The 19,441-nt window shown below is 30.1% G+C and carries 15 protein-coding genes and 3 pseudogenes; 3 read left to right on the forward strand and 15 right to left on the reverse strand.

The window, feature by feature from the left end:
* Positions 1-2 precede the first annotated feature (2 nt).
* The 10 genes and pseudogenes from ACQV2S_RS00970 to ACQV2S_RS01015 all read right to left on the reverse strand — a co-directional run bounded on the left by ACQV2S_RS00970 (position 3) and on the right by ACQV2S_RS01015 (position 10,161).
* Positions 3-3,242 carry a helicase-related protein gene (locus ACQV2S_RS00970; RefSeq protein WP_428884850.1) on the reverse strand — a complete coding sequence of 1,080 codons (3,240 nt, stop codon included), beginning with the start codon at positions 3,240-3,242 and terminating at the stop codon, positions 3-5.
* Positions 3,243-3,261: 19 nt separating this feature from the next.
* Positions 3,262-3,489 carry a helix-turn-helix domain-containing protein gene (locus ACQV2S_RS00975; RefSeq protein WP_428884851.1) on the reverse strand — a complete coding sequence of 76 codons (228 nt, stop codon included), beginning with the start codon at positions 3,487-3,489 and terminating at the stop codon, positions 3,262-3,264.
* 159 nt (positions 3,490-3,648) lie between these two features.
* A pseudogene (locus tag ACQV2S_RS00980) lies at positions 3,649-4,266 on the reverse strand (DNA-binding protein).
* A gap of 139 nt (positions 4,267-4,405) precedes the next feature.
* The gene (locus ACQV2S_RS00985) at positions 4,406-4,522 is read right to left on the reverse strand and encodes a hypothetical protein (protein WP_428874563.1); all 117 of its coding nucleotides are present in this window, start codon (positions 4,520-4,522) and stop codon (positions 4,406-4,408) included.
* A gap of 32 nt (positions 4,523-4,554) precedes the next feature.
* Positions 4,555-4,719: pseudogene (locus tag ACQV2S_RS00990) on the reverse strand (N-6 DNA methylase); the annotation flags it as partial.
* A 66-nt stretch (positions 4,720-4,785) separates the two neighbouring features.
* Entirely contained in the window at positions 4,786-6,381 is a 1,596-nt protein-coding gene (locus tag ACQV2S_RS00995; RefSeq protein ID WP_428874562.1) for an ATP-binding cassette domain-containing protein, read from the reverse strand.
* A 150-nt stretch (positions 6,382-6,531) separates the two neighbouring features.
* Complete coding sequence (locus tag ACQV2S_RS01000) at positions 6,532-6,804, reverse strand: CD3324 family protein (RefSeq protein ID WP_428874577.1); 273 nt, start codon at positions 6,802-6,804, stop codon at positions 6,532-6,534.
* A gap of 409 nt (positions 6,805-7,213) precedes the next feature.
* The gene (locus ACQV2S_RS01005) at positions 7,214-7,738 is read right to left on the reverse strand and encodes a helix-turn-helix domain-containing protein (protein ID WP_428874578.1); all 525 of its coding nucleotides are present in this window, start codon (positions 7,736-7,738) and stop codon (positions 7,214-7,216) included.
* 289 nt (positions 7,739-8,027) lie between these two features.
* Positions 8,028-8,351, reverse strand: coding sequence for a hypothetical protein (locus ACQV2S_RS01010; protein ID WP_428874579.1), 324 nt, complete (start codon positions 8,349-8,351; stop codon positions 8,028-8,030).
* Positions 8,352-8,829: 478 nt separating this feature from the next.
* Positions 8,830-10,161: a sodium-dependent transporter gene (locus ACQV2S_RS01015; RefSeq protein ID WP_428874580.1), complete on the reverse strand. Its 1,332-nt coding sequence runs from the start codon at positions 10,159-10,161 to the stop codon at positions 8,830-8,832.
* 1,187 nt (positions 10,162-11,348) lie between these two features.
* Between ACQV2S_RS01015 and ACQV2S_RS01020 the strand changes: the two genes are divergently transcribed.
* The 3 genes from ACQV2S_RS01020 (at position 11,349) to ACQV2S_RS01030 (ending at position 15,163) form a co-directional block, all read left to right on the forward strand.
* The gene (locus ACQV2S_RS01020; RefSeq protein WP_428874231.1) at positions 11,349-11,471 is read left to right on the forward strand and encodes a hypothetical protein; all 123 of its coding nucleotides are present in this window, start codon (positions 11,349-11,351) and stop codon (positions 11,469-11,471) included.
* 64 nt (positions 11,472-11,535) lie between these two features.
* A complete protein-coding gene (locus ACQV2S_RS01025) occupies positions 11,536-13,896 on the forward strand; it encodes a ThiF family adenylyltransferase (RefSeq protein WP_428874233.1) in 2,361 nt (786 codons plus the stop codon).
* Positions 13,897-13,933: 37 nt separating this feature from the next.
* The gene (locus tag ACQV2S_RS01030; protein ID WP_428884852.1) at positions 13,934-15,163 is read left to right on the forward strand and encodes an MFS transporter; all 1,230 of its coding nucleotides are present in this window, start codon (positions 13,934-13,936) and stop codon (positions 15,161-15,163) included.
* 848 nt (positions 15,164-16,011) lie between these two features.
* Here the strand turns inward: ACQV2S_RS01030 and ACQV2S_RS01035 are convergent.
* From ACQV2S_RS01035 to ACQV2S_RS01055, 5 genes and pseudogenes are all read right to left on the reverse strand, one after another.
* Positions 16,012-16,221, reverse strand: coding sequence for a hypothetical protein (locus ACQV2S_RS01035; protein ID WP_428874235.1), 210 nt, complete (start codon positions 16,219-16,221; stop codon positions 16,012-16,014).
* Between the two features lie 383 nt (positions 16,222-16,604).
* Positions 16,605-16,751 (reverse strand): annotated as a pseudogene (locus ACQV2S_RS01040) (transposase); the annotation flags it as partial.
* A gap of 260 nt (positions 16,752-17,011) precedes the next feature.
* Positions 17,012-17,392, reverse strand: coding sequence for a helix-turn-helix domain-containing protein (locus tag ACQV2S_RS01045; protein WP_428874236.1), 381 nt, complete (start codon positions 17,390-17,392; stop codon positions 17,012-17,014).
* Positions 17,393-17,800: 408 nt separating this feature from the next.
* Entirely contained in the window at positions 17,801-18,280 is a 480-nt protein-coding gene (locus ACQV2S_RS01050; RefSeq protein WP_428884853.1) for a cupin domain-containing protein, read from the reverse strand.
* 121 nt (positions 18,281-18,401) lie between these two features.
* Positions 18,402-18,905 carry a GNAT family N-acetyltransferase gene (locus tag ACQV2S_RS01055; RefSeq protein WP_428884854.1) on the reverse strand — a complete coding sequence of 168 codons (504 nt, stop codon included), beginning with the start codon at positions 18,903-18,905 and terminating at the stop codon, positions 18,402-18,404.
* Between the last annotated feature and the right edge of the window lie 536 nt (positions 18,906-19,441).

A 19,441-nucleotide genomic window follows, 5' to 3' on the forward strand; every position in this document is an offset into this window, starting at 1 on the left:
CTTTACTCCGTATCCTTAATCACTAGAAAGCTAATTAATTCAAAATCATCTAGTCCTTCAATTGATTCAGATAAGAAACTCATTTCCTTACCGCTTAGAAAGCTGTCAATTTCACTTTCATTTTTCACATCAATAATAGATCGTATGGCTTCCTCTAAAAGTTCGGAGTATTGACTCATGTCCCTGCCATCTTTTGTTTCTCTATTAAAAGCCATATAGAGTTCTTGGTCTGGCTCAGTCTTACCCTTAGTAAGAAGTCTAAAGTGATCTAATAAGTCTTTAGGTTCTAAGTGGTCGTTGATAACTTCACCTTCTTCTGATAAATAAACCATATAGAAGGGATGTAGCCTGTTTTGACTATTAATATTGACACTTTCTTGAATGTTTCTTAAAACAAAGATAACACCTGCTGGTAAATCGTTTCTTGACTCAACAATGGCATTCATTCCCTTTGGAGCTCGTTCTAAGTCTGGATGTTTCTTTACATAATCAAGCATATCAAGCCTAAATTCATTTAGTCCTAAGTCCATTATTGAGATTCCAGTGTTCATATCTTCTATATCAACAACTTCATTTTGAAGTCTTTCAAGTTGATTTTTACGATATTCAAGGTCGCCTTTTTCTTCTGGCGACAGGACATTTTCATCTCCAGTTGCTGTCATATCGACTATTTTCATTCTAGTTTCTACTCGAGGTTTTAAATTGATATATTCATCTAAGGTGATATCAGGCCAGAAGTTAACTAGCTGAATGTTTTCATTTTTACTTCCTATCCGGTCAATACGTCCAAACCTTTGAATAATACGTACAGGGTTCCAATGGATATCATAGTTAATCAAATAATCGCAGTCCTGCAAGTTTTGACCTTCAGAGATGACATCTGTGGCAATGAGAATATCTATTTCTTCATCCATATTCGGCATCAATAAATCTTTATCTTTAGCGATTGGTGAAAACAAAGTAAGAACTGTATTTAAATCTGTTCCAATTCCTTTGATTGTTGTTTTTCCATTAGTAGATCCGCTTACAATGGCCGAGTCTAAATTGTAGTTTTCCTTTACGTACTTACTTACATTTTCATATAAGTAGTTTGCTGTATCTGCAAAGGCTGTGAAAATTAAGATCTTTTTGTTACCAGAATTAATAGGATTTTTTTGCTTGTCATCGATCAAGTCGAACAAAGTTTTTAGTTTTTTATCATGTTCGGGTGTAATGTCCTCAACCAAGGCTATTATTAGTTCAAGAATGTCTCGATCTTCCTTAAGCTCTCGTTTCCAAGTCTTATAGTCCATATCTCCAATTTCAATTTGAACTTTTTGACCGATAACAAAAACATCATCTTCTAGGTCATCTCCGTCAAAATCAATAATAGAATAGTCATCCAAAACCATAGTATTTATTTTTTGATTCTCCTCATATTTCTCTATTTCTTCTATTGTATTTGTGATTAAGGAGTTTATTCTATCTAAGGTTAACTTAAATGAATGAACTGAGCTTTCCATTCGCTTCATCAAATTTATGGACATTAGTCTCTTAATGCCTTTTTCTCTACCTGACTGGGTCAATCCACCTTTTACTTGTTTCGAATCATACATATCTACATACTTTCCAAGCTTACTTGGTAATACATAGTCTGTAGGTGTATAAATGCAAAGCTGCAAGAGATTTAATTGCTCAAAAATCTCATTATAGGTAACAGCCTTATTCAAGTCTGTGAGGCCTGGTCGTTTTGAAATAGGAACATTTCTCTTAGGAAATGTACCAATTGCTGTAGTATCATAATATTTTTGAATGTGTTTTCTTGATCTAGCAATAGTCACACTATCTAGCATTTCAAAAAAATCATAATCTAGCATTCTTAATAAACTGCTAGTCGTTCTTTCTTCTAGGTCGAGCTTACTCCAGCTATTAAAGGCTGTCTGTGCTTGCTTAAAGATATCGTCAATGCTTTTATTTGTTTTTAATTTACCATCTAAGAGTTCACTTTGTCCTTCATAGGCTAAAGCAAGCTGGTTTTTTAAGTCTAAAAATCTATTATTTACAGGTGTTGCTGACAGCATTAAGACTTTGGTTTTTACACCTTTCCTAATTACCTTGTTTAATAATCGTAAGTATCTATTTTCTTTATCTTCATCTCCTGAAATCTTTCCACCATTTCTAAAATTATGGGACTCATCAATCACAACCAAGTCATAATTTCCCCAATTAATTCTATCGAGGTCTAGGCCATTTGATTGTCCTTTCTCTCTGCTCAAGTCTGTATGAAAAAGAACATCATAATTCATTCTATCTTGTGCAATAGGATTATTAATGTAGTTTGCCTTGTATGTATTCCAGTTATTTGCAAGCTTTTTAGGACATAATACTAAGACTGACTTATTTCGATTCTCATAGTATTTAATAACAGCTAAGGCTGTAAACGTTTTACCTAAACCTACAGAGTCAGCAAGAATACAGCCATTATATTTCTCAAGTTTATTAATAATCGCCAAGGTTGCATCTTCTTGAAAGTTATAAAGCATTTGCCAAATTTTACTTTCTTTAAAACCTGTTGATTCGTTTGGAAGTTCATCTTCAGAGACATCTTCCAAAAACTCATTGAAAATATTGTACAAGGTTACAAAATATAAATAATCTGGAGAATTTTCATTGTAAACAGTTTTTATACTCTCAATTACTTTGTCAGTAATATCTTGTAGTTTTGTTTTATCATTCCAAATTTCGTCAAAAAGTCTAAGGTAAGCTTCACTCATAGGCTTAGAGGATTTCTGAACCATATAGTAAGCGTTATTTCCTCTTTCTATCCCCAAATCAACTGTCGTAAAGCTATTAATGGGCATATAGTTTGTGTCGTCTACATTTATAAAGCCCATCATATTTTCACTGGTCACATTGGACTTAAATGTCGCTTTTTCTCTTATCCAGTCAGTACACTCTTTTGCAATTGCTTTTTGAGTCATTTCATTTCTAAGTTTTACTTCAAATTCAGATCCGTAGAGGTTCTTTTCTCGTTCTCGTCTAGGGATGTAGAATTCTCTTTTCTCTTTTTTTGCTTCTTCTTTGATAAAAGCTGGGGACGTAAAAACAAATCTTAATTCTTCAACGTTCCCTAATTCCTTCTTTAATTGATCGTAAGCATAGATTGAGAAACTAGCTGCTGCAATGGATACTTTGCTTCCTTTGTTTATTTCAATCGATAAATCATCTTTTAGTGTTTTGTTTATATTATCTATTAGTTCCAACCTGATTACCTCTTTAAAATTAATTTATCTTTTCTTCATTTCCTGTCCCTTTACCAATGGAAACCATATCACCAAAATCAACCTCCAACTCTTTTGCAATCCTGTACAAAACTTCCATCGATACAAACTCACCTTTTCCCATTTTAGAAACTGTCGCTGGAGCCAAACCGACTCGCTCAGTGAGATCTTTTTTATTCATGTTTTTATCTATTAGTATTTTCCATAGACCGTTATAATTAATTTTCATTTATTTATCTCCTATATTCTCAAACTTAAAGTTTATTAATGTGATTATATCATAAATTCTTTTTACATAAAAAAACGGTACAGTCCAAAGACCACACCGTCAGATTTTATCTTTCATTTAATTCATTTAATAGTTTCTTTACGTCCTCAGCACGCTTTCCTAATTGGGTGAAGTCTCTTTATGCTTCTTAATCGCCCCTAAAACAGACTCTTTCTTTTCCTTAATCTTTGTCTTTTCTCTCTCTTTAGCTTTAATGAGCTTAGAATCGAGAATACAGACGTTAATATGCTCTTTACCATTCTCGTCTATGCTTAACCTTACTGGTCCAACAGTTTAAAAAAATCCTCTTTTTGAAATTCTTCAGGTACTTTATCTCAGTATGTAGAGCATTTATGAAAATTTTTATCCCCAGAATCGTCATTAGAAACAACTGTAAAGTTCACTACACTAAATGCTTCTCCTTGGTTATTTGTCAGATTTACCTTTTCAACATCCTGAACGATATTATCTACGATGTTTATTAAGTAATCTCTTTCTTCTTGAACCCCTGCTTTCTCCAGAATCATTTCTTGCTCTTTTAGATTATCAAATCACATAGTCAAATTCATCATTTAAAAGCCCTTATGTATCATTTTCCGTGTAATTTTGATAAATAGACTCGAGTGCTTTCTCATCATTTATTCCTTTCTTATAACTGATAATTGCTTTTATAAAATCTGAGTAATTCTCACTAATCACCGTATCGATATAATTTTTCTCAACTAAGCGCTGACAGATTTCACCTTTTGTTCCTATATGGAATAAGACACCGTGGACAAGACAATGACCATCCTTTCTTCTTGTCCCAATGAAAGACTCTTTGGAGTAAGAAGACAAAGTCTCCTTTACTTGCGGGCGACTTCAAACCGTGGGTCACTCACTGGTAAGTAAAACGATTCCACCCCTTTACAGAATAGGGTGGATTCATAACAACAGCATCAAACTGAACTCCTTCATTGAGTCGTTCGGGGTCCTCGGGCCACTCTTCAGCCAATGTATCTCCATTTTTAATAGTATCTTTTCTGGATGAATTCCTTGTAAGAGTAAATTCATACGGGTCAAGTTATAACTAGTGGTGTTCTTTTTTTGCTCATAGTAAGCTAAATTTTTCTGTTGATGCGCATCTAAATGCTTAGCAACAGTTAACAGTAAAGAGCCAGAACGAGACAAACAGTCACAACTAAGTATCAACCTTTGTATGGCTAATAACAGGATTGAGCTGGTGATTTATTGGTCATTATAAATTCTTTATTTCCACTATATTATTTGTCCATCTTCTAGGTAAATTATCTTATCAAAAAATGTTTTATCTTTGAAACGATGATCTACCATGATTATTGTTTTATCTGATAGATTGTTTTTTATATAATGTAGGGTTTTTTCTAAATTCTCATCATCTAAAGAATTACTGAGTTCATCAAATATATATATTGGTGCTTTTCTCAAAAAGGTTCTAAGCAAGCCAATTCTTTTATTTTCTCCTCCCGAACTAAAAGTAACTGGGTCTTCCAGATTTTCTATTGATAAGACCTTATTCAATTCTAATTGATTTATTAATCGACCAAGGTCATCAGTCTCTACTTTGTCAACATACAACTCTAAATTTGCTAGTAATGAATCCGGTACTATTATACACTCTTGAGTTAATACGGAAAAATTATTTGTAACATCCAATTCATTGGTCACAGAATTACCATCAAAAAGAACCTCTCCTTTGGTAGGTTGAATCAAACCTAATATCATTCTTAAAATAGTAGACTTTCCTGATCCACTCTTACCTATAATAGCTACTTTATCCCCTCTCTTAATTTCAAAACTGATATTATCAAGTATTTTCTTCTCATTATCTAAAAAGGATACCTTTTGAAAAGTAATTTTATTTTTAAATGTAAGTTCTTTTCTATTAGAGTAAACTTCGTTCTTTGGAATTTTATCCAACCTCTTTAGAGAGACTATAACACGCCTCCATTCTTTAATTGCTTTTGAAAAATCAATTAGAGGATCAATTAATATTGAGTTATACATCATAATTGCTACCATACCACCTATAGTCATTTGGTTAAAATAAACTAAAATAGAAGTAATAATATAAAGTATCCCTATTGTACTCATAAAAATTATCTTATCAACAACATAAATTTTTTGTGTAAATCGAGTTTCTTCAAAATGATGTTTCTTGAATAAATCACTTTCTTCTTCTGTAAGTTTTTCAAATCTTTGCACTCTATTATTAGTTAGAATTTCTTCAAAATATAAATTTATATCATTAAATAATTTCCAGATTCGATCAGATGATATCCTTGATTCATCTATTAGCTGTTCATATCTCTTCATAAACCAATTATTTACGTATATAGAAATAAGTCCCACTAACAGTAAGACTAACATAATATACGGGCTAATTGAAAATACTAAAATAACACTTATAACAAATGAACTAATTGATCCTATCAAATCACTAAGTGGTTTTATAGATGAATCGGATACAATTTTTACATCTTCTAAAATTGAAGCACTTTGTGTTTCTGTTCTGTAAGTCTTTTGCTGTTGGAAGCTTAAATTCAAAAATCGTTTTAAGATGTCTTTTCGAAGTTGATTACTAAAATTTAAGCTTAATCCTTCCGCATAAACATTCTTATAAGCTTCAATAATTGCTGATAAAAAAAAGACTACTAGCAAGATAACGCCAGATAAAATAACCTGTTTTAAGTCAGTATTAATTGAATCAATCATATGTTCTACTAACTTGATAGGTGCCAAAGATAATAAAGCCATAACTACTGACAGTATGAGTATGTTTATAAAATTTTTAGGTTTTAATCTTATTATCAATGAGTGGAATTCTGGGTTCATATTATCTCCTTAAAAATTCTTGATCGCTTCTCTAGCTTATCTTAAATAACACGTATTTCACTATATAAAGTTTATGATTTAAAACCTTTTCAAACAATCTCGAGATTCATTTTAAAAAAAATTAAGCCACTAGAATCTAGTGGCCTAAAATCATTTGCTTCTTTCTTGACGAATTATTCTCCAAATACTTTTAGCTGACAAGTAGTACTTTTCTGCCAGTGCATCTACATTTTCTCCATTTTTATAGTCAAGATAAATATTATAATTTCTACGATCTATCTTTTTTCTTGTTTTATTTTTACTTCCCCATTGTGCTCTTGATTCTTTCTTTTTAGGAATATAAATTAATTTTCCTTCAGCATATTCTTGTATTTTAAGAAAGAGCTCTTTAGGAAAAACTTCATCTGCTTTTGTGTAGTCCATAATGCCTCCATAACCCTTTTATTGAAAGCATTGACTATTATTTAGGGTCGCATAATATTTAACAGTCAATACTATGCGACTAATACTTGTCTTCTCATATCTTCCTCCTCTGATACTCTATTGTTTTTAACTAGATTTGTAAAATAAATCATCTAGAATTTTTAATTATCTTATTGCTAGCTATAATTATATACTAATCTTTCATTGTTTCTCTAGTATAGGGCTTGAAACCCAGTCACTATCGTTACTATTTGCAGTTATCATAATTATAACACGAGACCCGCTTGTAAAATCGTTCAGAAACATCAATACATCTATATACAACTCTACCATTTATCAAGCAGATTGTTATTACTTTAAACTGAATTAATTATTCTAAAGAATTTTAATTTAAATATTTAACATAATTTTATTTCTTCATATGGTTCACGAATAATTCATGTTTTTTTCGTCTTAAGCTAATCTCATGATTATTATCATAAAGGCCCGCAATCTCAAAAAATATCCCTATACTTGTCATTACCCCTGCTACAAAATCATCTATAGGATGATTAAAAATTATTGACAATACTCCAAATTGGTGATTAAGGATAACTAATAAAAGACATACTCCTCCAATAATAAAGTTTCTATTCAACTTATTCTTTTTAGCATCTTTTTCCTTTTCAGTATATTCAACTACTTTCAATAGAGTTTCTTTTGTTTCTTCATTCATATTCTCATTTTTCCTTTCTCCATCAATAATCTCTCTGAGATCTACATCATAGAAATCAGCTAAGAATAGTAACATGCTAATATCCGGAATGTTGCTGCCTGTCTCCCATCGAGAAATAGTTCTCTGGGATACATACAATCTATTAGCAAGCTGTTCTTGAGTAAGTTGTTTTTCATTTCTCAATTTCTTTAGAAAACAGCCTATCTTTTTTTGGTCCATATATTTTCCTCCTCTTAATGATATAATATCTGCTTTGACAATTAAAATAAACGACACAAAGTGAGTAAATACCATTTCTAAACGATCAGACATCAAATGTCTACATAATTAGACCCCTTTTGTTTCTCCAACAGTATTTATAAAAACTATTATTCATCGTCACTTTTGTCATTGTCATAATTATGATACGAGACTGATAGAAAAAATCTTCTAGCAACTCTAATAATTCTAGCTATTTATTTTCGCTTGATTTAAAAGGATGTTAACAACTACAGACTGGAATTTCCTTTTAAACCTTCTTTTTCTTATAAAGTAAACTTCCCAAAAAACTTCCAAGCACTGAAATAACGCCATAGATTAAAGAATAAATACTTGCACTCTCATTATAAAAAATAAATAGGGTAGGAATAAATAGCAAGACAACAAGCATTGGAAAAATCCAGTTAAATGAGTGCTTCATTCCATAGATTAGCGATGATATAAAACATGTCATTGGGACAGCCAATAGTAAAACCAACATCCCACTTCCTGTATTTTTAATGAAAAATGGCAATAGATAAAAGGCAAAAGCTATTACGATCAAATATACCAGCATTTTTCTAACTTTTTCCATTTCCAACTCCTTCACAAATTCACATTTTTTAACTTCTTTACTTTATTAGAGCAATCTTATTCAATATTCACTCTAACAGCCCACCAACCAATCGTTTAATTTTAAAATAAAATGCTTGAAAACTGGTCACTCTCCTAATTATTGGCTATTATCATCATTATAACAAGACTCCTAGCCATCAGCTCATAAATAGAACACTATTTGATTATTCTGCAATTATTTCACCTATTCTACTTCAACAAAATACCAAATAATCCATTGATATTTCTTTATACAAAACAATTTAATGCTACCCAAAACTTTGACAGTGATTATTTGTTTGAACTTAAAATGACTAAGAGATTGACTCAACTCTGTTAGCTCAACATTAATAATCTTAGACTAAGGATAGTCGTTTAGCTTAAATTTAATGCTTCTATGTCTTTTTTTAAATTATAGGATTATCCATATTAGCAACCATCTGAATGCACTAAACGATTTAACCGATCCCACCATAAAATATTCCCATAATATATATCAAAATCGTCAACCCTACAAAGACATATCTGCCCATTGGCTCAAACCATGGCCCCAGAGTCTTATTGTAGCCCAATTGTACTTGCTTTCTAGCAAAGTCCGGTCCACATACCCAATAAAACATAATTCCAGCCAACAAAGCGCCTAATGGAATCACATAGATACTCACAATATCCATCCAACTTTCTAAAATAGCGCCATTTTCAACAAATATTCCGATGGCTATCGCTATACTCGCTACGATTCCTACCGCTTTTGCTCTTGAAAAATGGAACTTTTCTTGAAGCGCTTCGATTGGAGCTTCAAATAAATTGATCAAGGAGCTAATCCCTGCAAACAGTACTGCAATAAAGAAAAGAATGGCAAATAAGTTACCGGCTGGCATTTGTTTAAAAATCGCTGGCATGGTGATAAAGATCAAAGGAGGGCCCGCGGTTGGGTCCATATTAAAAGCAAACACAGATGGAATAACAACGAGAGCAGCCAATATAGCTGCTATTAAATCACTTACTGCAATATAGGTCGCAGAAGTAACCACATCTTCCTTTTCACTTAAATAACTCCCATACACCAATGTTCCCGAACCAGCTAAGGACAAGGAGAAGAAAGCTTGGCCTAATGCATAGACCCATGTTTGTGGATTTTTTAGCGCTTCCCATTCAGGTTGAAACAAATAGGCATACCCTAGACTTGCTCCCGGTAAGAAGATCACGCGAATACTTAAAAGCAGGAACATTATAAAAAATCCGGGCATGAGCACTTTATTTATTCTTTCAATCCCCTTTGAAATGCCCACTCGCATAATCCCAAAAGTTAGGATGAGTGCAGCTAGATGCCAGCCAATACTTCCAAAATTTCCAGCAATCTTTTCAAAATAAGCTGAACTATCTGCCGCTTGAATCATCGAACCTGAGATTGCCCCAAAGGTGAACCTTAAAATCCAGCCAATGACAACCGAGTAGCCAATCGCGATCCCTAAAGACCCGATGGTGGGAATTAAGCCAAGCCATTCGCCATACGGCTTGCCTCTTTTAGCCATTGCCTTCTTAAAGGCAGCCAGAGGACCTGCTTTCATCGCTCTTCCCAACGCGATCTCACCAATTACTCCCGTAAAACCAATGATAATCACAAAAAGAATATAGGGGATTAAAAAAGCCGCTCCTCCAAATTGACCGACACGATAAGGGAATAACCATATATTTCCCATCCCTACCGCTGAACCCACTGATGCTAGAATAAAACCTAGCCTACTTTGAAAACCATCTCTTTCTCCTATTATTTTTTTGTCTTTCAATTTTTTCACTCCTCGTTTCCTTTGTTTAGAAATGCTACTAGCTAATCCTTTAACCCTATTTTTCAGCGGAAATGGAGCTCATATCAATATAAAGACACAAAAAGACACTGCGTCATCAATTTTAAATTGATCTATGCAGTGTCTTTTAAACAACTATCTATTAAAAATCACACTGGCATAGGCTCCATTTATACATGAAAAATAAAGTGAGCCTAGCCTTCTTACTTCAGAAGTTAGACCACTCAACTATGCCAAGCCTGCCATGAATGAATGTTGAATTTCATTTGTGTGATTTCCTTTCTCTTTTTTTATTTAACTAATTATCTAATAGGCTTGATAGAAAGTCAAATGAGTATTTTTTATCCAAGTGATATCTTAGGTGAAAATGTAATTAGTCATGTAAAGTTCTAGGTAGTTTTATTTCTTGAAGTATTCTATCGTAGGAAGAAAAATGACATTTTTTTCTTTTAAAAATTTTAAAAGATTTAATGCACTTAAAAGCACGAACCTTGATATCATTTTCAATTAGAAACCCTTTTAAATATGTCTTTAATGAATTTGAGTTATAATTAATGTTAATTAAAATAAAAGTATTAAATTAGAGTTATAGAAACAGAAATACAGGAAGCGTTATGGTCAATTAATAGTTCAAATATTGATAAACTAAAGATTCTAATATCTTTACCCTTGCGGAGCTCCTTTAGTAAATGCTAAATTCTTTAATAAATAGCTGAAAAAAAATTATGAAAATATATCTCAGTGGTAATAGGGGAGCTTTTCAGCTTCTTTAAATACCTTTATTAAAGAATACATCCCAATAGAAATTATAATAGCATTTAATTCAGACCATATTTTTAAGAATACACCTTTCATCAAGAGAATTTAAACAAGTTTTCAGAATCTGCGGAGATAGTTGTGTATATTATTGTTTAGCTATCACATAACCAACCTTAAGACCAGATGTATTCGCAAGTTTGACTATATGTTCTAATACGTAAAGACAGCGAATTCTATATTATTAAGTGAGTAAATCACATAATAAATAAAAATTAAATAAAAACTTGACAAATGACTTTGGGAACATTATTATGAACGTATAGATTGTATGCGTTTTCTTATTTTGTTAGTTTCTTGTTATGTTATTTTATAAGTTAAGCATACAATCAAAAAAAGGAAGGAGAATTGTGATGAATGAAAGTAATTCAAAAGAACAAATTCAATTAGATTCAGAAAAAGAACAAATTTTGATTGAAAAGATTGAACAAAATTCTAGTACACCATCATGGTGCATCTGTTATAAAAAATGTTAGAAATATAGATTTTGAAATAGACTAAAGAAAGATTCTTTAGTCTATTTTTTAGGGGGGAAATAGTTTGTATTGCACAAATAAATATATAAACTTAACTATTACAGATGATAAAGAAATTACATATTTTGATGGTTTTGAAAAATCTATTAACTCTCAAAATAATGACATAATAATTCAAATATTAAAATGGTTTGAATTTCCACGTGATAAAAATGATCTTCCAATAATTAAAAATATACCTAATGAAAGAATAGAAAACTATTTAAAAGAGTTAATTAAATCTAATATCATTATAAATGATAAAAAAAATCTGACTAAACGGAATGAGTTCTTTTATGAAACATATTCAAGTACCTTAGATATCAAACATCTTGTAAACCGAAAAAGAATACTTATTATAGGATGCGGAACTATTGGGACTAATGTTGCAGTTTCTTTAGTTAAAATGGGTTTTAAGAATATTATATTAATTGATGACGACGTAATAACGCTCCATTCCCTAGACTCCCAAATTGTTTATACTGGATTAGATAAAGGAAAATTAAAAGGTGTAGTTTTAAAAAATCATCTTGAAAAAATTTCACAAACAGCCAAAATTAAATATATGAATTGTAAAATAGAAAATATTAGAAATTTATCAAATTTATTTATGGAAGAAAAGTTTGATATTATTATAGATTGCTTTGATGAAAAAAGCACAAATCTTCAATTGGACTTGATAGATTTTTCTAAAAATATGAATATTAATTATATAACAACAGGTTATTATCAAAATTTATTATTTGTTTGGGACATAGCAAGTGAATTCAATAAAGTTAAAAATTATTTTTTAGAAAATTCTTATGAATCTGAAAAAAGAAAAGTTTTTTCTTTAAATAAAGGGGTAATTGTAGATTCACAGATTATTTCTGGATTAATTACTAATCAAATATTAAACAGAATTATATATAACGATAATGATAATAAATTTTTGTGCTTTGATAAAAAAAATAATGTTTTAACAGATTATGGAAGATATATAAAGTCAGAGTATCAAAATTTTTTAGAACTATTAGAAAAAAAAATAAATGACTTAATATCTCAAAATGAAATAGAATTGTCTCTAAAAAAAATTAAACTAAATGAAAATATTGGATATAAGAAATATGATGTGATTCAATTTCTTAAATTTGTTGAATTAATTCAATATACTCAAAAATTTGAATTTGATATTAATAAGAATATTTCAAACACTTTAAATGTTTCAAATACATCAAAGAATTTTATGAAAAAAATGGATGTTTTCCAATCAATAACAAATCATATGTATCAATTATCTGATTGTTCTATTTCCGACAATTTACTTAGTGATATTGATTTAGTAAGTGTATATTCAATAAAAAAAATTCAGCATAATATTCATAACTTTATCTCAGAAAATAAAGATAAGTTTTTTCAAGTGTATAACACAAGAGATAGTAAAATTTCTAATGATTTCTATCTTATACAAGGTATATCCGAAAAAATATTTATCAAACTGAAGAAAGAAATAAAAAATATATCTAAAGATGAGTATTTTTTACTAAAATCACAAGTATTAAATAATAAGAGAGTAAATAAAAATAATATTAAAGAAAAAGATTTTTTTGATTTCAGGAGACAAGATAGTTATTACTTTGGTAGCAAGAACAAGGCTATCGATTTTATTTATCTCTTATTAAATTCTATTAGAAATGATTTGGGTGACAAATTTCTTAATGCGTATAAAAATAATGACATTATAGTTGATAATTATGCTGATGGTAGTGTTGGAAAATGTATTTATTTAACAAACACAAAGAAAACTCTAGTTTATTCTACATTTGACGGGACATATGAATCAGTTATAAGACTACTTCATGAAATTGGACATTTTTTTTCTAATGATGAAATGAAAACATCTTATTTTTATGAAGAACTTTCTATAATTAAAAATGAAATTTTAGCAGAATCTATATTTATTAATATTTTAAAAATTAAAAATATTGATAAATTCCCAACTGAATTAAATAAATTGCAAGAAGTAATTAGATATAAATTTGAAAGGGATTTACTATACATTTTAGATTTAGCCATATTTAAAGAAAGATTAGATTGTGAAACTAATTCAAAAAAACCTCTAACAACTGATATATATAAACAAGTATTTGATTCTTTGGATAATTTGGATCCAGAGTATGTAGAAATGAAAAATAGAGAATATTTTGTTTATAACTATTTAGCTAATTACAGTTTGTATTTACCAATAGAATTTATAATCAGTGATTTAATTGTATCCATTGTATCCATTAAGTATGGAGAAAAAATTTTTAAAGATATAGTTAATGGGGTAATCATTAGCAATGATTGGATAGAAAATGTTTTTTCAATTGAAAGTATTATAGATTTAATGAAAATTAGTTTTTAATAATGTATATATTAATAAATGATCGGAAGGTACTATATTGAAAAAAAATAGATTTAAACTAACGATACTACTCACACTAACCCAATTAGGTAGTGGAACTTTATCTTTTATACTATCCTTAAAGATACTGCAGCAAAATAAAAGCGCAACTGACTTTGGATTAGTAGTTATGGTTAGTGCTATATTTAGTATTTTAACATCTTTAATATCTGGTAAATATATTGATCGCTTCCCTAAAAAAAACATGATGATCGTTGCTCAATTTCTGAGTATAGTAGGATTAATACTTTTTATTTTCGGAACAGGATTTAGCGACAAAATTAATTTATATTGGGTGATCGCTCTTTCAATAATCCTTCAAGTGAGTGATTCAATTTTTACCACTACTTTAATGACAAGTGCTGTCAATATTGTAAATAAGGAAGAAGAGTTAGATGAATTCAATTCAATTGTTGAATCAATAAATGGGATCTGTGCCTTAATAGCACCGTTTATTGCATCCTCTATCTTTATTTTCCTAAAAATAGATAGCTTCATATTTTTAGAAATATTTTTTGAGCTATTTGCCGTATTACTAATACTTAATTTACCGCTGCATGATTCCTTAATTGAAGAAAACTATGATGATCGTGATAGCGATTATAGTTTAAACTACGTACTAAAGTATGCTTGGAAAAATAAACTTATTCTAATACTAAGTTTAAGTATGTTAAGCATCAATTTACTTTTAGGATCACTTTCAATAGGCCTACCCTACTTAATATTGTCTTACTTTGAGAGTAAAACAATATTTATCGGTATCTTTCAAATAACATTACCAGTTGGAATGATGCTGGGAGCTATCATTTATCCTAAATTAAATTTTAAAAAACCCTTCTATAACCCAATTATAAAATCGTGGTTCCTATTAGCTCTATCTGTTATTCTACTAGGATTTACCATACTTATTTTTTCAAACCATTTTTGGGCATTATCAATTATATCCTTCATTCTTATTACTATCGCTGGTTTCAGTATATCAATAGGAAAAATACCCTTATTAGGATATTTTCAAAAAACAGTTCCTCAAAAAATTCAGGGGCGCTTATTTAGTTTGCTAGATGTCATGATAGAGTCGAGTATTCCTTTAGGGGCGGGTATATATGGACTATTATTCGACAACTTTAATATATATACAATATTTATCTTTTCTGGATTAATTTTAATTATTTTTATTAAAATATCAGAAAAAAAATTGAGAAAGCTAACTATAAGCATGAATGATTAATTAAAGAATAATTAATCTTTAATCACTTACAGAATAGTAATCATCATTTCAATACTGTTATAAGAGAAGGTTCGTTTAAGTATTATTTGAGCGACGCCCACTATTTGGATTGCAACTTATTGTGAAAGATCAACTATGAATGTTATTTATAAATTTAATTCAATCAAGAGCTGAGTCAGTAGCTTGACTGATTTACTATTTAGATAATATCTTTTAAAGCAATTAAGTTGAATTTAAACAATAAATCTCTTTGTCCAATGTAGTCTTACTAAGGAAAAATTAAAAATAATGAATTTGATAATTTTTACTCTAATTAACAAACTTTTAAAATAGTAAATTCTGTAATAAGAATTGAATTTTTTAGGGGATACTCATTCTTACTCTCGTATTCTTTCGAAGTATGATTCCCCTTTCCACTTTCTAATTTTTCGAATTAATTTTATTTGAAATCAATCCGATGTTCTACTAATAATCGTAATTTATATACTATTTTATTCGACATTATTATTTCGGATTTTCTTTGTTATACATGGATTACTTAAACTAAGTAAGTTCTCTAAAGATTATGCAAGTATCGAATTAACTCTCTCTTGGATGATATGAAGGACCATCCTTCAGACGTATACTTACCCTCTGACTTAGACACTTCAGACTCATTGTTATTTTCTTCAATCGCATAGCTGCAGCTCAAAGCCTCTGTATAGAGTGATAAGATATTAAAAAATTGTCCTATGCAATTTTTTTAGATAAATAGTGTTTAATTCATGTGGATATATCTTTGATTCTTTAAATAATTAAAAGGCCCCCGTTATGAGGCCTTCAAATTTCAATATTGTTTACCTATGGGTTTACTTTACGAATCTTGCATAATTAACTTTTGAAAAATCAACAACAATTTGATTACCATTGATATCTTTTATAATATCTGGTTGTTTAGAAATAATAAGTTTCATTATTTTTCGAAGAGCACGTTCATCATCAGATCTTGATTCGAGTTCCATCATGACTGTTAAACTAGAACCATGATTGAAAAAGAGTTCAATTTTTCTATTTTTCACTCTTTCATCTCCTCTCCTATTTAATGTCTCTACTATACCAATCTCCACCTCTTTCGTATAGGGTAGATAAGAAAGGAGATACTCATGGTATTGCGAGACAATAAATTAATCATACCCCTCTATTAGCCAAACTCTTTAAACTAAGAACATTACTAACATTATATATAATTTATTAAGCCCAGTTGAGTATAGATTTCACCTTACTTTAAGAAAAAAATAATTTTTAGGTTTTCTCTTAAAAAGTTAGAGCTATCAAAACATCGTTCTCTTAGTAATTTAACTTTATTCGTTTGGTTTTTTTGATTTAATGGAATTAATAAATTTTTTTCAAAAGTCAAGTCCATAATATTGTGTAAAATAACTTAGTACAATGTTCATCACCATTAAAGCCTCATATAAGCCCTTGAAGAAGTAATCCATTCTTCGTGGATGTGCATTAATACAGAGCCAATTAATCGATTAGCTGAGTCGACATTTGGAAAGATTCGTACCACTTTCTTTCTACGACGTACTTCTTGATTCAATCGTTCTTCAATCTTACAAATATCAGATAACAATATTTCTCTTCCAAATTCTAGAACGATCTTCTTTTGATCAGATGACTCAATAGAGGTTTTAAGAAAATCCTCATTTCTAAAATCAACAAAACCTAGTAAACTACGTTTCATGGTGACTTTAATTGAAACGGGCTTTCTATAAAAATCTCCTAATCTCTTTTGAATGAGATCTTCCTTTTCTAGCTCAAACTGTTTTGAAGTTTGGCTAATATCCACTATATGTTTCTTGCCTATTAGACCGTGTGTTTTAATGTTTTGTCTTTAAGCAAATAAAAAATAAAGTTTTCATCTTCATTTAAAATATAAGCGTTAAATACACCATCATTCCAACCCACTAAATCAATATCATAAAAACCACCTATATAAGAAGAATCAAGCTCTGGTTTATTTTGATCAAGGGAAATATCTTCTAATTCGTTTGTATAGTCTATTAATGTATCCACACTCATTGCAAAAAGTTCAGAAAGCTTTTTAAGATTTGTAATATCCGGTATGCCATTATTACTTTCCCACTTAGCTACTGCTGAACGTGAAACATTTATTTTTTCAGCCAATTCCTCCTGACTGTATTCTTTTTTTCTTCGTAATTCTTTTATTTTATCGCCTAGTTGCATCTTATCACTCCTATTGATCTTTTATAGTTATAGTCAATCATAAAAACTCGCATTATCAAATATACTATCAAGAACTTTAGTGTTACTTTGAGTAACAAGTCCTTATACTTATTAAGATATAGTATAACTCTTCAGTATATCAGCATTTCTTGGAAGTTGTTTTTAGCTAAGAAGGAGCCTGTGATAAAATACGAACTCCTTTCCTCTTTTCTTAAAAATAATTATACGAAAATTATTCTATACATAAAACTACCACCCGTGAAATGATACCAAGAATCCGTCATGTAACTCTAATTTTTGAAAGTACTCAAAAGATAGAAAGCCTAATTTTTATTTCAAAAAGCTAATTCAAATAAAAAAGAATGGTATTAAAAAAGGGGAAGAAACGCTAAGTTTCTCCCCCTTTCATTATTTACTCAATAATTGGATCATTTCTTCATACTCTGGGTACTGTTCGATCAGTTCATGGTAACGAAACAACTCAAAATCCTCAAACTCAAATCCTGGTGAAACCATACACGATACGAGCGAAAACCCATCTTCAACGGTCGAGCCAAAGATTGTCCCTTTAGGAACACGATATTGTAGTACTTGACCTTGCGCAACATCTAATCCTAAAGTAACATTTGTATAATCGCCATCTGGAGAAATCATATGCACGGTCAATGGCTGTCCGTAATGATAGTACCATATTTCATCAGCAGTTAAACGATGAAAATGTGAGGGGTTTTCTTTTTCCAATAGAAAATAGATACTAGTGAACAGAGAACGTTCTTTCCCATTTATTTTTAGTTTGTCTTGTGATCTTTCAACTTCGCAATAATAGCCACCTTCCGGATGAGCTTCCATATCCAAAGCTTTTATCCATTCTTCCATTGATTGATTCATAATAATCTCCTAACATTTTATACTATTTTAACATATGGAGTGTAAGGGTCTAAAATTCTTATCCACTTTAAGCAGCCTTGTAATTAGTAAACTTTCTCGATTTTGCTAGCATCTTATCGGATTACTTAATCTCATTCGCATAAACGACCCGATACAAAGCTTCTTTAACCTTATTGAATTGCTCTTGATCCATTGCTTCTGGATAAGTCATCAATAAAAGCGGAATCGCATTTTTCCCTTCTTCTAATGGAGGTTGCGTGTAGTCATAAGCATTCAACTTAAAATCTAAACGCTGATAAAAATTTATTCTTCGTTTAGTGATATTGTCTTCAGGCTTTTCTACCTCTAAGACTATTTTTTTATCAGCTTCATTTAAGAAAGTATTCAAAAATTTACTGCCATAATTTCTACCTCGGAAACTGTCATCTATGGCAAAATGTTCAATAAATACATATTCTCCAATGTCCCAAAAAGATATAAAACCTACTACTCTACCGTCATCTTCTAAGGCTTTCATTTGATAATTAGGATTTTTCAATATTTCTAATTGTAAGTTTAAACTTCTTTTTTCATCTTCAGGAAAAGAGCTTTCATAGATATTCCAGATTGCAGTAAAATTTTCCACTATAAATCCTCCGTCAATTTCGTAACTATTTTTTTCGTATTATTACAAGCATAGCAAAGTTTACAAAACTTTTCATAGGCTATCAAACCATAAAACAAATTCTTCCTTAAATAAAAATAGTGATTTCCATAAGCTAAATCTTTAGGCAATCTTCTAGAAGTTAAAAAACTTTGTCATAGCTATTAGTTTATACTTTACTTAGTCAACATCTATTTTAAGTTAGTTAATAAAAACACTGTCCTGATCGAGCTGTTTTAGTCTTAGGTTCCACTCATGAAGAGCTATAGTTTTTTTAGTGAGCCCATTCAATGCTAGGTCTTTATACTTCCTTAAAAGGCTACTTGCATTTAATTTATTGCTATTAAAATAATCAGCTACTCTAATATAACCCCCAAAAGTGAGTTTGATAGCTCTATCTTTGGGGGGCATCTCTCCTATAAAGATCTTTATATTATTAATTTTATCGATTTCTTATACTAGTTTCTCTTTAAACAAAACTTAAAGTATGCTGAACATTTACTTGCTAGTCAACTGCT

The organism is Facklamia sp. P13064, assembly GCF_050409425.1.
In the GTDB taxonomy this organism is placed as follows: domain Bacteria; phylum Bacillota; class Bacilli; order Lactobacillales; family Aerococcaceae; genus Facklamia.

Coding starts and splice junctions, on each gene's coding strand:
- ACQV2S_RS01045 (WP_428874236.1), bottom strand. CDS start 17,392: ATGCAACTAGGCGATAAAATAAAAGAATTACGAAGAAAAAAAGAATAC.
- ACQV2S_RS01010 (WP_428874579.1), bottom strand. CDS start 8,351: ATGGAAAAAGTTAGAAAAATGCTGGTATATTTGATCGTAATAGCTTTT.
- ACQV2S_RS01020 (WP_428874231.1), top strand. CDS start 11,349: ATGAATGAAAGTAATTCAAAAGAACAAATTCAATTAGATTCAGAAAAA.
- ACQV2S_RS00995 (WP_428874562.1), bottom strand. CDS start 6,381: ATGAACCCAGAATTCCACTCATTGATAATAAGATTAAAACCTAAAAAT.
- ACQV2S_RS01000 (WP_428874577.1), bottom strand. CDS start 6,804: ATGGACTACACAAAAGCAGATGAAGTTTTTCCTAAAGAGCTCTTTCTT.
- ACQV2S_RS01005 (WP_428874578.1), bottom strand. CDS start 7,738: ATGGACCAAAAAAAGATAGGCTGTTTTCTAAAGAAATTGAGAAATGAA.
- ACQV2S_RS00975 (WP_428884851.1), bottom strand. CDS start 3,489: ATGAAAATTAATTATAACGGTCTATGGAAAATACTAATAGATAAAAAC.
- ACQV2S_RS01050 (WP_428884853.1), bottom strand. CDS start 18,280: ATGAATCAATCAATGGAAGAATGGATAAAAGCTTTGGATATGGAAGCT.